The organism is Devosia sp. XK-2 (genome assembly GCF_037113415.1).
Lineage (GTDB): Bacteria > Pseudomonadota > Alphaproteobacteria > Rhizobiales > Devosiaceae > Devosia.
Genome location: NZ_CP146608.1, coordinates 63,424 through 77,191 on the forward strand (window position 1 = coordinate 63,424; position 13,768 = coordinate 77,191).

The following is a 13,768-nucleotide window of genomic DNA, read 5'->3' on the forward strand; positions in this document are numbered from 1 at the left end:
CAGTAGCTTAGACCCTGACCATGCCATCCGCCCATTGGCGCATCATTGCGCTCTTCTTCACCCATGCCCTGGCCGCCGGTACCATTCACACCCGCATCCCCGATCTGCAATTGCTCATCGGCCTGTCCGAAGGCCAATTGGGTCTGGTGCTGATGGGGCAGCCGCTGGGCGCCCTGTCCATGTTCCTGTTCTCCAGCGCTATCATCGAGCGCTTCGGGCCGCGACGTATGATCCTCTGGCTCTTGCCCGGCGTGGTCATTACCGCGGCCCTGGCCACCATATTGCTCAGCCCCTTTGCTCTGTTTGCCCTGCTCGCGCTCAACGGTATTGGCTTTTCGCTCACCAATATCGCCATGAATGTCGAGGCCGACCGCATCGAGGCGGCCACATCGGCTCGCGTCATGAATACCTGCCACGGCGCCTGGAGCGCGGGTTTCCTCATTACGTCCTTGCTTGGTGCTGGTCTGCGCGGTCTCGACGTCGCCCCATCCATTCACCTTTGGGGCTTGGCGCCGCTGCTGATCGCGATGGTCTTCCTGGTGGTTCTGCCCATGCCAAACATGCCGCCGCGCCCGCATGCCGGTGGCACGGTCCGCAAGCTGGCCTGGCCGACCTGGGCCACAATAGGCCTCGTGGCTTTTGGCTTGGGGGCAGGCCTGACCGAAGGCGCCTCCCGCGCCTGGTCGATCATCTATCTGCGCGACAGTTTCGATGTGGCCCCGTTTATCGAATCCCTGGCTTTGCCGGCGCTGCTATTCGCCATGGCCGGCGGCCGCCTGGTGGCCGATCGTTTCATCGACCGGTTCGGGCCAGTGCGTGTCGCCCGCAGCCTTTCGGGCCTCGCCATTTTGGGCATGCTGGTCATTGTCACGGCCCCATCGGCCATCACGGCTTTGGCCGGCTTTCTTGCGGTGGGCGTGGGCATTTGCGTGCTCTATCCGCTCATGCTCTCGGCCGCCGCCCGCCTCGGCGACCGACCCGCCAGTCAGAACGTGGCCGCCACCACGCTTATTTTCCAACTCGTCAATCTCGGTGCCCCAGGTCTCATCGGCGCGGTCGCCCAAGGGCTTGGCGTGCGCATGGCTTTTGCCATGTTGATCCCGCTCCTGCTCATGACCTTTGCCATGGCCGGGCGGCTACACGCTAAAGATTGAACACCCGGCCCGGCTTGAACTGGCCGAATGCCACATGGCCGGTGGCCAGCACCTTGCCCTTGAAGCTCACCCAGCATTCATCCAGCGAGACCGGGGCATGGGCGCCGGTCAGCAGCACTGGATTGCCGTGGCTGACCGCATTGGCCTGGCCGGCATCGAGCCGGATTTCGGCAATATCGCTGAGACCGGCAGCAACCGGCCTGAGCAGGGCGTCGCGCGCCACGCCGGCCTCGGCCGCCTCCAGCTCTTCAATGGTTATCGCATCCGCATCGGTGAACGGACCGACGGCCGCACGATGCAATTTGGTGACATGCCCCACCGTGCCCAGCGCCTCGGCAATGTCGCGCGCCAGCGCCCGCACATAGGTGCCCTTGCCGCAGGTCACTTCCAGGACGCTTTCATCGCTGCCATGCGACACCAGGTCGATGGCCTCGATATCCACCGGCCGTGCGGCCAGTTCGACGGTTTCGCCGGCCCGCGCCAGATCATAGGCGCGCTCGCCATCCACCTTGATGGCCGAAAAGGCAGGGGGGCGCTGCAAAATGGTGCCCGTAAAGCGCGGCAGCACCGCCTCGAGCGCTACCTGCTCGGGCCGGACATCGGAGGTGGCAATCACCGCGCCTTCGGTGTCGTCGGTCGTTGTGGCTTTGCCCCAGCCGATGGAAAACCGGTAGATCTTGGTGCCATCCTGCACCTGTGGCACAGCCTTGGTAGCTTCGCCCAGGGCAATGGGCAGAATGCCGGTGGCTAGCGGATCAAGCGTACCGGCATGGCCCGCCTTGGCGGCCGAGAGCAACCAGCGCACCTTGCCCACCGCCTGGGTCGAGGTGAAATCATATGGCTTGTTGAGCACGACCCATCCCGAGATGGCGCGCTTTTTGGATTTTGGCTGGCTCAAGGTCAGTCTTCGCTGGTTTCGTCGCTGTCGTTGTCGAGATCGCGCCGGACCCGGTCCGAGCGCAGTAAGGCGTCGATCCGGCCCGCCTCCTCGAAAGTCTCATCCACGAAGAAGCGGATTTCGGGGGCGAATTTAAGGTCGATCTGCGGGGCCACCCGGCCGCGGATGAATTTGCGATGCCGGTTGAGCGCCGCCACGATTTCCTCGGCATGCGCGCCGCCCAGCGGCATCACATAGGCATTGGCAATCTTCAGGTCCGGCGTCATGCGCACTTCGGGCACGGTCACGACCGCGCCTGCAAGGGCCTCGTCTTCGATGTCGCCCCGGGCAAACAGCGCCGAAAGGGCATGACGCACCAGTTCCCCGACGCGCAGCATGCGCTGGCTCGGGCCAGCGGGCTTATGGTCTTTTTTCATGGGCAAGCGGCTTAGGCTCTCCCGGGTCCGCCGTCAATCCACCCGCTCAAGCGATACATCGGACTTGAACTGGGCAATCCGGGCCTCAATGGTCTCGGCATCGATCGGCCAGGTCTCCGGCCGGGTCGCGTCAAAGGCGTCGCCGCGCCATTCCTGATAGACCATGGCGAGCCCGGTCTCGGACTTGTAAAAGCCCATGACCATCACCTCGCCCTGCCCGGCGAAGGCCGAAAATGCGTCGAGATAGGCCCCGCAGACATAGCCCAGTGGCGGCAGGTCGTCGCCATTATCGGGCTCGAGCTGGAACAACGCGACCGTGTCCGGATCGCAGGATCGCGCATAGACATTGATCACCACCGAGCGGAAGGCGCTCAGGTCCATATCGGGCTGATTATTGAGGCGCGCACCGTAGATGGTCGACCAGAAGGCCTCGCCTTCGCCGCGCTTGTAAATTTCCAGATGCGCTTGCCCGCTATCTTCGAGAAACCGGGTCGAAACCACCTCCGCAATGGCCGGCAGGTCGGCATCTGCCTCCACCCAGTCCGGTACCGGCAGGCTCAGGCGTTGTCCCAGTACCTCAAGCGTCAATTGCCCGTTTTCGCTGGTAAAGGGCAGGGTGCCGCCTGCCTGCGCCAGGACCGGGGCAGGGGCCAGCAATAGGCCCATAATCACAAATGCCGCTCTATTCGTCCCAAGCAAGGGCTTCTCCTGACACCCGGACATTACGCACGCCGCCGCCCGCGCGCCCCACAGGCTCGACACGGTGACGATTAGGGGCGCAGGCTGGGCGGCGCAAGCGTCCAGGAAGCGGCGCCATCAGAAGAGCTTGGAGTTGCGGAATTGCTGCAACACTCAGCCTCTGGCCGAGCGTGGCAGGGGGCTATCGGGCAGGAGCCGGTGCGGCGGCTGGTGGCCGTCCATGAAGGCCCTGATATTGACGATCACCGCCTCGCCCATTTCCACCCGCGCTTCGAGCGTGGCCGAAGCCATATGCGCGGTTAGAACCACTTTGTTGGCCGCGGCCAGGGCCAGAAGCCGCGGATTTATGCCATGGCGGTTCTCGAACACGTCCAGCGCCGCCCCGGCCAGATGCCCGTTTTCGAGCCGCTCGATCAAAGCCGCTTCATCGAGCAATTCGGGCCGGCTGACATTGACCACATAGGCGCCGTGCCGCATCGCATCGAGCCGGTCGGCCGAGAGGATATTATGGGTGTCCCGGGTCAAAGGTGTGTGGAGCGAGACGATGTCGACCTCGGCCAGCATGGCATCCAGATCATCCCAATAGCGCGCCTCGAGCGGCGTCTCGACGGCGGGGGGGCGCCGGTTGCGCGAATAGTAATGGATAGTGAGCCCGAAGGCGCGGGCGCGGCTGGCCACCGCCGTGCCGATCCGCCCCATGCCCACAATGCCCAGGGCCTTGCCGCGCAGCCTGTGCCCCAGCATGGAGGTGGGCGACCAGCCGGCCCAAGCCCGGTCGCGCAACAACATCTGCGTCCCCTCGACCAGCCGCCGGGGCAAAGCCAGCATGAGCGCGGTGGCCATGTCAGCGGTGTCATCGGTCAGAACCGACGGGGTATTGGTCACGGTCAGGCCCGCCGCCCAGGCGGCATCGAGATCGATATTGTCCACCCCATTGCCAAACTGGGCGATCAGCCGCACGCTCTGCGGCAATCGGGCGATCAGATCGGCATCGATATGGTCGGTTATGGTGGAAACCAGTACATCCTTGCCTTCAAGGCCCGATAGGATGTCCGCACCTCTCAGGGCCAGATCGGCGTCATTGACATCGGTCTCGAACAGGGTTGCCATGCGCGCCTCAATGCTCGCTGGCAGGCGCCTGGTCACCAGGATTTTGGGTTTGTTCGATGTCATGCGCACCAATGAGAAGCCGGCCTGTCGCCAGCGCCATCGTCGCCTTCAGCGACCATTAAGGATATGCCGATAGTGATAGGGCAAATCAAACCCGTCTGCAAAGTGATGTTGTTTTTGCCCCGGATACTGGGCCGTTTTCGCGCCGCCATCGCCCTTCTGCTGGCCCTGTCCGCCTGTGTCCTTCCGGTTCCGGCGGTCTTGGCCCAGGACAATCCGAGTGGCCTGCCGCTGCCGCGCTTCGTCACCACGCGCTCTCACCCCATCAATGTCCGCGTTGGCCCCGGCACGCGTTACGAGATCGCCTGGAACTATACTGTTTCCGGCCTGCCGGTGGAGATCGTGCAGGAATTCGATACCTGGCGCAAAATTCGCGATGTTGATGGCGACGAGGGCTGGGTGCATCAAAGCCTGCTCTCGGGCGGTCGCGCCGGCTTTGCCACCCCGCTCATCGCCAATGGCGAAGTGATCATGCGTACGGGCAAATCCGACGATGCCGCCATTCGCGCCCGCCTGGCGCCCGGTGTCCGGGTGTCGATCAGCGAATGCGACGGCACCTGGTGCAATGTAGCGGCCGGCCAGCCGGGCGAGAAACAATCCTATAGCGGCTGGGTGCCGCAGGCCGAGCTCTGGGGCGTTTATCCCGACGAAGAGTTTGACTGAGCCGCGGCGTCCATCTCGGCCATGATCGCGACCCGCTCGCGCTCGCGGCGCTCGTCGTTGCTGAGTTCGGGACAGGACGCGCAGCGGCGACCCGGAAAGGCCAGATAGTCCAGGCAGCATCCCTTGCGCGCCATGATCGCCACCTGCTGCCCATTGGGCAGGTCGAGTGTTTCGAGCCCCCCATGTCCGCTCAGCCCCATGGCATCGAGCCAGAGGTCGCAATAGCGATATTGCTCGTCAATGCCGATCTCGGGCCGGAAATGCTTGAGGCGCACCATCAGCCCCAGCATCCGGTCGGCCAGAAGCCGCAACGCCGGAAGCCGCTTGAGCCGGGTCACCGCATTGATTTCGTTCAGGAGCGCATCGCCCATGGCCCGCAGATCGCGGCCGGCCTGGGCAGTCAGCGCCTCGGTGCTGCCGCTGATTTCCGGACCGGCACGCAGGCGATAGCCGTTCACATCGACATTCTGCCGCGACTGCGACAGCCTCGTCAGCCGGGGCAGGGCGCCATGCAAATGCGCGGCAATAACCGCCAGATAAGCCGGTTGCCACATCAGATTGGTCCATAGGCGCACGGCATAGAAAGGCTGCCCGGCCTCTGGATAGCTTGCTTCGAGCCGCGCGTAGAGATCGGTCAGAAAGGCGCGATTATCTGCCCCCGGCACATACCAGCCCGGCAAGGGTCCACCCGGCGCACCAGATAGAAAACCGGTGGCAGACGCGGCAAGCGCGATGAACCGCGTCAGCGCCATGTCGTCGGCCGTCTGGGCGAAGAGGTAGTTGCGGGTGGTCAAACTTGGCTTCCTGAGACTGCGCACACTCCTACCCGGTTTAACAGGAGGAGAAAAGTCACCTTTTCACAATCGTGCCGGACTGGACCCCGCATTACTACCGATACCGTGCTTTACTCTCGATAGGGCAGCTGCGCCCCATGCTGGCCGCGTCCAGATCATTCGTCCCGGGAGGCCGGAATGTTAAGGCTCTGCGATCGGCTGTGGCAAGACCGGCACGGTACAGCCGTCATTGAATTTGCCATTCTCACCCCGGTCTTCCGGCTCATGCTCACCGGCATGCTGGCCTATGGCATCTATTTCGGTGCCGCCCATTCGATCCAGCAGCTTGCCGCCGATGCGGCACGGACCGCCATTGCCGGGCTCAGCCAGGCCGAGCGCGATGGGCTGGTCACGGCCTATCTCGAACAGAATGCGGCGGCCTATATCCTGATCAATCCGGCCCGGTTGAGCCACACGATAGGCGACAGCGCCGCCGACCCCAGCCAATATGAGGTCCGCCTGAGCTATGACGCCACGGATCTGCCGATCTGGAACCTTTATCCGCCCCTGCCCATGCCCGGGCGCACCATTGCCTTTGGGGCCACGATCAGGCGGGGCGGGCTGTAATGGGGACCATTTTCCGCCGGGACGAGCGCGGCAATATGAGCGTGCTCTTCGCCTTTGGTTTTGCAGTGTCTGCCATGGTGTCGGCCGTGGCGGTGGATGCGGCCTCTCTCTATCATGAGCGCCGTATCCTGCAGGCCGGAGTCGACCTGGCGGCCATCTCGGCGGCGACCGATCCCTCCCGCGCTGCCGAGATCGCCCAATCCGTGCTGGCCGGGGCGCAGCTCCTTGCTCCGGCCAGCACGGATGGGCTCACTGTCATTGCCGGCCATTATGATGCCGCCCAGCCGGTCATTGCCGATCGTTTCGCCCCCGGCGCCACCCCCGTCAATGCGGTCTCGGTCACCCTGCAGCGGCCGGGCCGGTTGTTTTTCGCCGCCGGCTTTGCGCCAGACCCCACCATCAGCGCTGCCGGCCTTGCCGCGGTGACCCCCGAAGTGTCCTTTTCGGTCGGCTCGCGCCTTGCCAGCCTCAATAATGGCCTCGCCAATGCCCTGCTCTCAAGCCTTCTAGGCACCACGGTCTCGCTCTCGGTGCTCGACTATACCGCGCTGGCCGCCGCCCGGATCGACGCGCTGGCCTTTCTCGATGCCTTGGCCGTGCAGCTTGGCGTAACAGCAGGCACCTATGGCGACCTTCTGACCACGCAGGCGGGCGCCGGCCAGATTGCCGGCGCGCTGGCCGGGCTGACCGAGGGGACCGCGAAGACCGCTCTGCTGACGCTGGCCACGGCGGGCAATGGCCATGGCGTCGCCCTGGGCAAGCTGATTGATCTGGGCCGGCTGGGCGGCCTGGCCCTGGGCAGCGCCGGGCAAATCGATCTGTCCCTTTCCGCGCTTGACCTGCTCTCCGCTGCCGCCGCGCTCGGCGATGGTTCCCACCAGGTCTCGCTCAATCTGGGCGCCGGTGTGCCCGGGCTGGCAAGCTTGCGGCTCGATCTGGGCATGGGCGAGCCACCCCAGGGCGGCGGCTGGTTCGCGCTCGGACCGTCCGGCACCGTTCTGCGCACAGCTCAGGCGCGCCTGCGTCTGCGCGCCGAATTGCTCGGCGGACCCATATTGCTCGGTGCCGGGGTCAAATTTCCACTCTGGCTGGAACTGGCCCCTGCCGAGGCGCGGGTGGAGGCGGCCACCTGTCCCTCCATCGCCGCACCGCGCGGCAGCGCTACCATTGCGGTGCGTCCCGGTGTGCTGCGCCTGGCTCTGGGCGATATGAGCGATCCAGCCCTGGCCAACTTCGGCGTGGCCCCATCGGCCGCGCCGGTGCGGTTGATCGATATTCTCCTGTTGCGGGTCACCGGCGCGGCCATGGTCGAACTGGCGCAGACCGATCCCATTCTTCTCGATTTCTCTTCGGCCGAGATTGCCGCCGGCACCCTCAAGACGGCGCGCACCCAGACCCTTGTCGCGTCCCTGGTCAATTCGCTCCTCGGCCAGCTCGATCTCAGCGTCAACATTCTCGGCCTTGGCCTTTCGCCGCCCCATCTGATCGCCCAGGCCGTGCGCGATCTGCTGGTACCGCTCGCGCCCACGCTCGACATGACCATTGCCGGCAGTTTCACCGCGCTGGGCCTGGGTGTGGGCGAGGCCGATATCCGTGCCTATGGCGTGCGCTGCGACCGGTCTGTCCTGGTCGGCTAAAGCGGCAGGGCGTAGAAAATCGCAGAATTTGAACCCGCCCCACTTCCCGACTCCGGCCTCACCGGACTAATCTGATGCACGTACATCTGGGAGGAATGCGCATATGAGCGCCAAGCGTCTCGGTATCGGCTTTATCGGTACTGGCAATATTTCTTCGGCCTATCTGAAGGCCATTCTGGGCAAGGACGGCTTGCCGGGTTTCGGCGTGCTCGACGTCAAGGCGCTCTCCGATATGCGTCCGGAAGCAGCGCAGGCCCGCGCCGATGAATTCGGACTCAAGGCCATGAGCGTTGACGACATGCTGGCCGACCCGGCAATCGACCTGGTGGTCAATCTCACCATTCCCCGCGCCCATGTCGATGTCGGGCTCAAATGCCTGGCCGCCGGCAAGCATGTCTATTCCGAAAAGCCGCTCGGCATCAATTTTGCCGACGGCAAGAAACTGCTCGATGCGGCCAAGGCAAAAGGTCTGCGCATCGGTTCGGCACCCGACACGTTCCTCGGTGGCGCGCATCAGCAGGCCCGCGCCGTGGTCGATAGCGGGGTGCTGGGGCAGTTGGTCGGCGGCACCGCCTTCATGCAATGCCCGGGTCACGAAAGCTGGCACCCCGATCCGGCCTTCTATTACGACATTGGCGGTGGCCCCATGCTCGATATGGGACCCTATTACATCACCGACCTGGTCAACCTGCTTGGCCCCGTCGCCAGGGTTTCGGCCATGTCCTCGCGGCTGCGGACCGAACGGACCATTACCTCTGAGCCCAAAAAGGGCCAGACCATGCCGGTCCATATCGACACCCATGTCACCGGCATGCTCGGCTTTGCCAATGGCGCCATCGTCCAGATCGCCATGAGCTTCGACGTCGCCGCGCATAAACATGTGCCGCTCGAGCTCTATGGCACCGAGCAGACCCTGATCGTGCCTGATCCCAATTTCTTCGGCGGCGCGGTGGAATTGCGCGGTCGTGGTCGCGATGCGGAATGGCGCCCGGTGCCGCTCGAAACCGCCTATGCCGACGGCAATTATCGCTCGCTCGGCGTCGCCGATATGGCTGCCGCGATCCTGGAAAACCGTCCGCACCGCGCCAATGGCGATCTGGCCCTGCATGTGCTTGAGGTCATGGAAGCCTTTGAGACCGCCGCCCGCGAAGGCAGGGTCGTGGACATCAAGACGCCGGTCGAACGGCCAGCGCCTTTGGCGGAAAGCCTTGTGGACGGCAAACTGGGATAAGACCTTTCTGTTCGCACATCCCCACCGCCCGGTCTGGCCGGGTGGCCCGGGGCGGCGGGCAAGACTTGCCTACCAATACCATCCCAGATCGGCCGCCGCGTCCTTGTTGAAATAAAGCGTCACCAGCGCATCATTGGCGGCGTCGGTTTCCCCGTCGATATAGTGCCGCTGCAGCAGCGTCACCGTTTCAGCGTCCTTGTCCTGATGCTGGTAGAGATAGTCAAAACAGTCGTCATCGTCGCTTGTATTGACCTGTTCGGCGATTTCCTGTTTCAACGCTGCCAGATCGCGCCCCTCTATGGCGGTGCCATCCTCACGGCCATAGGCGCGCACGGTCGGTACCCAGTCATGGCCGGTCTCGCAAATATAGCGCCCGTCCTTGAAAATGCCCCGGTCGACAAAGGAAATATCCACCTCCTCGCTCCAGGGATTGGAAATTTCATAGGTGGCTCCGGTCCCGGTGACCTCGAGATAGATGTCCGACCAGGCGCAATTGCCCTCCTGTTCGCGATAGCACCAGCGTTCCGAGCCTATCATCAACACGGCCACATCGCTGATCGGCATCAACTTGCCCGCCTTCATGCGGTCAATGACCGCCTGGCTCTGCGCGTCCTGCGCAATAACCGATGCCGTGGTGACGGCCCAAAGCGCCAATATGAAAACCAAATAACGCATGTTGATCCTCCCGCGACCGACACCAGCCACCCTAGCCCGGCGCGGATCGCAGGATAAGCCCCCTTGACACAGGCTCAATAGGTAACAATAAAAGTTACATGAAACGATCGAGCCGTCTGTCCATCGCCCTGCACGCCCTGGTGCATCTGCATGCCCAACCGGGCAAGCAATTGACCTCCGCATCCCTGGCCACCTGCCTGATGACCAATCCGGTCGTGGTCCGCCGCATTCTGGGGGAATTGCGCCAGGCCGGCATTGTCGATGCCAGCAAGGGCCCCAATGGGGGCTGGAGCCTCAATCGCCCGGCCCAGGAGATCACCCTGCGCCAGGTCTATGAGGCCATGGGCGAGCGGCTTCTGGTTCGCACCGACAGTGATCCGGGCGACGTCACCTGCGCTATTGTGCGTTCGGTCGATCGGGTCATGCACGATTTTCTCGACGATGCCGAAACACTCCTGGCAGCACGCCTGCAGCGGGTGCGCCTCAGCGACATTGCCAGCGACGCCATCCATGCGGGGTTCCCCCGCCTGGACTGACATTTTCATCCCCGAGCGGGCCCTTGCCGCTGCCATGTCCTGGCAGCGACCGGTGCCGCTCACCCTTTTGAAAGGACAAGATATGCAGGACGTTATCATTGTGGGCGGCAGTTTTGCCGGCCTCACCGCCGCCATGCAATTGGGCCGCGCCCGCCGCAAGGTCACCGTTTTCGACACCGGGCTCAATCGCAATCGCTATGCCGATCACGCCCATAACATATTCGGCCATGACGGCACCCCGCCGGGCGAGTTGCTGGCCGCAGCACGCCAGCAGGTGCAGGCCTATCCCACCGTCCAGCTGGTGCCGGCGAAGGCGCAATTGGTTTCAGGCGGGCCCGACGACTTCCGCGTCACCACCACCGATGGCGAGACCGTTTCGGGCCGTCGCCTAATCCTGAGCTATGGCATTGTCGATGATTTTCCGGCCATTCCCGGCTTTGCCCAATGCTGGGGCAAGACGGTCATTCATTGTCCGTTCTGCCACGGCTATGAAGTGGCCGGCACGCGCTGGGGCCTGGTCTATTCCTCACCCATGTCGCTGCACGGCGCGGTGCTCTATGCCAATTGGACCGATGACATCACGCTCTTTCTCGATGGCCATGCGATCATCGACGAAGAGCGCCACAAACTCGAAAAGCGCGGCGTCAGGCTTGTCGACGGCAAATTGCGGACCATCAGCCATGATGCTGGCCGCATCGCCAGCGTGACCATGGACGACGGCACCGAAATCGCTCTCGAGGCGCTCTATGCCCATCCGCGCAATCGGCCTTCGGCCGACCTGCACGAACAGCTCGAGCTCGACATGGGCGATACGCCAACCGGCACCATGATCAAGGCCGGTGACATGCAGGCCACCTCCCGCCCCGGCATCTATGTCGCCGGTGACCTCGCCACCGGCATGCACTCGGTCACCTTCGCATCCAATACCGGCTCGCTCGCCGCCATGGGGGCGCTGCAGTCGATGTTGGTGTGAAGGCGCTCCTGCGAGTTCCACAAAAGGCCACCCCCCTCATTCCCTCCCCTTGAGGGGGAATGAGGGTGGGGTGACGTTACACGCCAGACGCCACGAGCTAACTCGCCTACCGCAACCAACCCTGCGGTCGGGGATGCAGCTCCATCTGCCCACCCGCAGTGGCTTCATCAATCGCCGCAATCTCTTCGTCGGAAAGATCGAGATTGTTGAGCACGCCCAGATTGTCCTTGAGCTGTTCGAGCGTCCTGACGCCGATTAGCGCCGAGGTCATTTCCTTGCGCCGCAGGACCCAGCTCAGGGCTAATTGCACCATGGACTGCCCCCGCGCCCGTGCGATTTCACCAACCTTGTCGACCGCTTCGAGCACGCGCGGCTCGATATGGCTGGCGCGCAAAGTGCCCTGGGGATTGCCGCCACGCGTGCCCTCGACATTGCCCGAATTATACTTGCCCGAGAGCACGCCCTGCGCCAGTGGCGAAAAGGCGATGACCCCAATGCCCAACTCCCCACAGGCTTCGATCGTATGATCGTTTTCGATCCAGCGATTGATCATCGAATAGCTCGGTTGATGGATGGTGCAGGCAACCCCCATTTCCTTCAAGAGCCGATGCGCCTCGCGCGTCTGGGCCTCGGGATAGGACGAAATGCCAACGTAGAGCGCCTTGCCCGATTTGACCGCATGGGCCAGCGCGCCCATGGTTTCTTCGAGCGGCGTATCGGGATCGAAACGGTGCGAGTAGAAGATGTCGACATAGTCGAGACCCATGCGCTTGAGGCTCTGGTCAAGGCTCGCCAAGAGATATTTCCGGCTTCCCCATTCGCCATAGGGGCCCGGCCACATATTATAGCCCGCCTTGGTCGAGATGATCATTTCGTCACGATAGGGCCGGAAATCGCGGGCCATCACCTGCCCGAACAATTCTTCCGATGAGCCGGCTGGCGGACCGTAATTGTTCGCCAGGTCAAAATGGGTGACACCCTGGTCGAAGGCATAGCCCAGAATTTCCATGGCGCTGGGATAGTCCCGCGTGCCCCCGAAATTCTGCCATAGCCCCAGGCTCACCACCGGCAGTTTCAGCCCCGATTTGCCCGAACGACGGTATTGCATGCTGTCATAGCGCGCCGGATCGGCCCGATAGGTCATGGTGTCTCTCCCAATTTTGTGGCTGCGGTCGCCCGTGACGCCGGGGCCGACCTTTGATATGAGCGGCGCAATGAACGCGCCGACAAGCAAATCCATGACCAGTTTGCCCCAGTCCCATCATCCATACAAGGTGATGGCCATCTATAAATTCGCCGCTCTTCCCGATGCCGAGGCGCTCAAGGCTCCGCTGGCCGAATTCTGCTGCGCCAGCGGGATCAAGGGCACTCTCATACTTGCGCCAGAGGGCATAAACGGGACCGTGGCAGGAGCACCCGAAGCCATCGACGCGCTGGCCGATTTCTTGTTTGCGTCGGGGCCTTTCGACGCGCGTCTCGCCGGCGCCGAAGTCAAATATTCCTTCGCCGATACGGCGCCCTTCCTGCGCATGAAAGTGCGTTTGAAGCCCGAAATCGTCACCCTGCGCGCGCCCCAGGTCGATCCCAACCGCCAGGTCGGCACCTATGTCGAGCCGGAGGACTGGAATGGGTTGATCGAGCGCAATGATGTTGTCCTGGTCGATACCCGCAACGATTATGAAGTGGGGCTGGGCACGTTCCAGCGCGCGCTCGATCCGCACACATCGAGCTTTGTCGAGTTCAAGGACTATGTCGAAAAGCATCTCGACCCCAAACGCGACAAGAAGGTCGCCATGTTCTGCACGGGCGGCATCCGCTGCGAAAAGGCCTCTTCCTACCTTCTGAGCCAGGGCTTTGAGGAAGTGTTTCATTTGAAGGGCGGTATCCTCAAATATCTCGAGGTGACGCCGCCCGAACAGAGCCGTTTCAAGGGCGAATGCTTCGTCTTCGATGAGCGCGTTTCGGTCGGCCATGGGCTGGAACTGGGCACTGCCACGCTCTGCCGCGCCTGTCGCCACCCGCTGACCGAGACCGATCGCCAGCACGCCGATTACCATGAGGGCGTAGCCTGTCCCTATTGCGCCGGCGACACAGCCAAACACGCCGCTGCCGCGGAACGGCAAAAGCAGATGGATATCGCCAGTTCGCGCGGCCTTGCCCATATGGGTGACGAGGCCGTCAGCGCGGCCGAAAAACGCCGCCAGCTAAAGCAGACGCTGGCCGAACAATCCCGCCAGGCCAATAAGGGCTAGCTGCGTCACTCGACGTATAGACATTGCCAATGGTGCGCGCGATAGATCGGTCAAATTGATCTGT

Annotated in this window: 15 protein-coding genes; 8 read left to right on the plus strand and 7 right to left on the minus strand. The window is 63.2% G+C overall.

All coding sequences use genetic code 11. The annotated features are described in order from the left end of the window. Positions 1 to 20 precede the first annotated feature (20 nt). The gene (locus V8Z65_RS00345; protein ID WP_338721792.1) at positions 21 to 1,154 is read left to right on the plus strand and encodes an MFS transporter; all 1,134 of its coding nucleotides are present in this window, start codon (positions 21 to 23) and stop codon (positions 1,152 to 1,154) included. Here the strand turns inward: V8Z65_RS00345 and truB are convergent. The 4 genes from truB to V8Z65_RS00365 form a co-directional block, all read right to left on the minus strand. Further along, entirely contained in the window at positions 1,144 to 2,052 is a 909-nt protein-coding gene (gene truB / locus V8Z65_RS00350) for a tRNA pseudouridine(55) synthase TruB (RefSeq protein ID WP_338721793.1), read from the minus strand. The two genes, V8Z65_RS00345 and truB, sit on opposite strands and share 11 nt — an antisense overlap. 2 nt (positions 2,053 to 2,054) lie before the next feature. After that, positions 2,055 to 2,468 (minus strand): 30S ribosome-binding factor RbfA, encoded by a 414-nt coding sequence (gene rbfA / locus V8Z65_RS00355; protein WP_338721794.1) that lies wholly within the window; start codon positions 2,466 to 2,468, stop codon positions 2,055 to 2,057. A 33-nt stretch (positions 2,469 to 2,501) separates the two neighbouring features. Next, entirely contained in the window at positions 2,502 to 3,167 is a 666-nt protein-coding gene (locus V8Z65_RS00360; RefSeq protein WP_338721796.1) for a hypothetical protein, read from the minus strand. 153 nt (positions 3,168 to 3,320) lie between these two features. After that, a complete protein-coding gene (locus tag V8Z65_RS00365; protein WP_338721797.1) occupies positions 3,321 to 4,340 on the minus strand; it encodes a D-glycerate dehydrogenase in 1,020 nt (339 codons plus the stop codon). Between the two features lie 105 nt (positions 4,341 to 4,445). On the opposite strand from V8Z65_RS00365, the gene V8Z65_RS00370 reads away from it, so the two are divergent. Further along, positions 4,446 to 5,000: an SH3 domain-containing protein gene (locus V8Z65_RS00370; protein WP_338721798.1), complete on the plus strand. Its 555-nt coding sequence runs from the start codon at positions 4,446 to 4,448 to the stop codon at positions 4,998 to 5,000. On the opposite strand, the gene V8Z65_RS00375 is transcribed toward V8Z65_RS00370, so the two are convergent. Beyond that, on the minus strand, positions 4,976 to 5,794 hold the full coding sequence (locus tag V8Z65_RS00375; protein ID WP_338721800.1) for a siderophore ferric iron reductase: 819 nt from the start codon (positions 5,792 to 5,794) through the stop codon (positions 4,976 to 4,978). The two genes, V8Z65_RS00370 and V8Z65_RS00375, sit on opposite strands and share 25 nt — an antisense overlap. 177 nt (positions 5,795 to 5,971) lie before the next feature. Here V8Z65_RS00375 and V8Z65_RS00380 point away from each other — a divergent pair, with 177 nt between their 5' ends. From V8Z65_RS00380 to V8Z65_RS00390, 3 genes are all read left to right on the plus strand, one after another. Beyond that, the gene (locus tag V8Z65_RS00380) at positions 5,972 to 6,400 is read left to right on the plus strand and encodes a TadE/TadG family type IV pilus assembly protein (protein ID WP_338721801.1); all 429 of its coding nucleotides are present in this window, start codon (positions 5,972 to 5,974) and stop codon (positions 6,398 to 6,400) included. Next, a complete protein-coding gene (locus V8Z65_RS00385) occupies positions 6,400 to 8,037 on the plus strand; it encodes a TadG family pilus assembly protein (RefSeq protein WP_338721802.1) in 1,638 nt (545 codons plus the stop codon). The genes V8Z65_RS00380 and V8Z65_RS00385 overlap by 1 nt, the downstream gene beginning before the upstream one ends. Positions 8,038 to 8,140: 103 nt before the next feature. Next, complete coding sequence (locus tag V8Z65_RS00390) at positions 8,141 to 9,268, plus strand: Gfo/Idh/MocA family oxidoreductase (RefSeq protein WP_338721803.1); 1,128 nt, start codon at positions 8,141 to 8,143, stop codon at positions 9,266 to 9,268. Between the two features lie 69 nt (positions 9,269 to 9,337). Here the strand turns inward: V8Z65_RS00390 and V8Z65_RS00395 are convergent, their stop codons facing one another. Beyond that, positions 9,338 to 9,943 (minus strand): hypothetical protein, encoded by a 606-nt coding sequence (locus tag V8Z65_RS00395; protein ID WP_338721804.1) that lies wholly within the window; start codon positions 9,941 to 9,943, stop codon positions 9,338 to 9,340. Positions 9,944 to 10,041: 98 nt separating this feature from the next. Here V8Z65_RS00395 and V8Z65_RS00400 point away from each other — a divergent pair, with 98 nt between their 5' ends. Both V8Z65_RS00400 and V8Z65_RS00405 read left to right on the plus strand, forming a co-directional pair. Beyond that, positions 10,042 to 10,479 (plus strand): Rrf2 family transcriptional regulator, encoded by a 438-nt coding sequence (locus V8Z65_RS00400; RefSeq protein ID WP_338721806.1) that lies wholly within the window; start codon positions 10,042 to 10,044, stop codon positions 10,477 to 10,479. 82 nt (positions 10,480 to 10,561) lie between these two features. Continuing rightward, positions 10,562 to 11,452, plus strand: a complete 891-nt coding sequence (locus V8Z65_RS00405) for an NAD(P)/FAD-dependent oxidoreductase (RefSeq protein WP_338721807.1) — start codon at positions 10,562 to 10,564, stop codon at positions 11,450 to 11,452. Positions 11,453 to 11,558: 106 nt separating this feature from the next. Here V8Z65_RS00405 and V8Z65_RS00410 read toward each other — a convergent pair whose 3' ends face one another. Beyond that, entirely contained in the window at positions 11,559 to 12,596 is a 1,038-nt protein-coding gene (locus tag V8Z65_RS00410) for an aldo/keto reductase (RefSeq protein ID WP_338721808.1), read from the minus strand. A 94-nt stretch (positions 12,597 to 12,690) separates the two neighbouring features. Between V8Z65_RS00410 and V8Z65_RS00415 the strand changes: the two genes are divergently transcribed. Further along, on the plus strand, positions 12,691 to 13,704 hold the full coding sequence (locus tag V8Z65_RS00415) for a rhodanese-related sulfurtransferase (RefSeq protein ID WP_338721810.1): 1,014 nt from the start codon (positions 12,691 to 12,693) through the stop codon (positions 13,702 to 13,704). Positions 13,705 to 13,768: the final 64 nt, after the last annotated feature.

What these genes read in the sequence shown, in the direction of transcription:
- V8Z65_RS00395 (WP_338721804.1), bottom strand. Translation starts at nt 9,943, where the DNA reads ATGCGTTATTTGGTTTTCATATTGGCGCTTTGGGCCGTCACCACGGCA.
- V8Z65_RS00365 (WP_338721797.1), bottom strand. Translation starts at nt 4,340, where the DNA reads ATGACATCGAACAAACCCAAAATCCTGGTGACCAGGCGCCTGCCAGCG.
- V8Z65_RS00370 (WP_338721798.1), top strand. Translation starts at nt 4,446, where the DNA reads ATGTTGTTTTTGCCCCGGATACTGGGCCGTTTTCGCGCCGCCATCGCC.
- V8Z65_RS00380 (WP_338721801.1), top strand. Translation starts at nt 5,972, where the DNA reads ATGTTAAGGCTCTGCGATCGGCTGTGGCAAGACCGGCACGGTACAGCC.
- V8Z65_RS00410 (WP_338721808.1), bottom strand. Translation starts at nt 12,596, where the DNA reads ATGACCTATCGGGCCGATCCGGCGCGCTATGACAGCATGCAATACCGT.
- rbfA (WP_338721794.1), bottom strand. Translation starts at nt 2,468, where the DNA reads ATGAAAAAAGACCATAAGCCCGCTGGCCCGAGCCAGCGCATGCTGCGC.
- V8Z65_RS00385 (WP_338721802.1), top strand. Translation starts at nt 6,400, where the DNA reads ATGGGGACCATTTTCCGCCGGGACGAGCGCGGCAATATGAGCGTGCTC.
- V8Z65_RS00390 (WP_338721803.1), top strand. Translation starts at nt 8,141, where the DNA reads ATGAGCGCCAAGCGTCTCGGTATCGGCTTTATCGGTACTGGCAATATT.
- V8Z65_RS00345 (WP_338721792.1), top strand. Translation starts at nt 21, where the DNA reads ATGCCATCCGCCCATTGGCGCATCATTGCGCTCTTCTTCACCCATGCC.
- V8Z65_RS00405 (WP_338721807.1), top strand. Translation starts at nt 10,562, where the DNA reads ATGCAGGACGTTATCATTGTGGGCGGCAGTTTTGCCGGCCTCACCGCC.
- V8Z65_RS00415 (WP_338721810.1), top strand. Translation starts at nt 12,691, where the DNA reads ATGACCAGTTTGCCCCAGTCCCATCATCCATACAAGGTGATGGCCATC.
- V8Z65_RS00400 (WP_338721806.1), top strand. Translation starts at nt 10,042, where the DNA reads ATGAAACGATCGAGCCGTCTGTCCATCGCCCTGCACGCCCTGGTGCAT.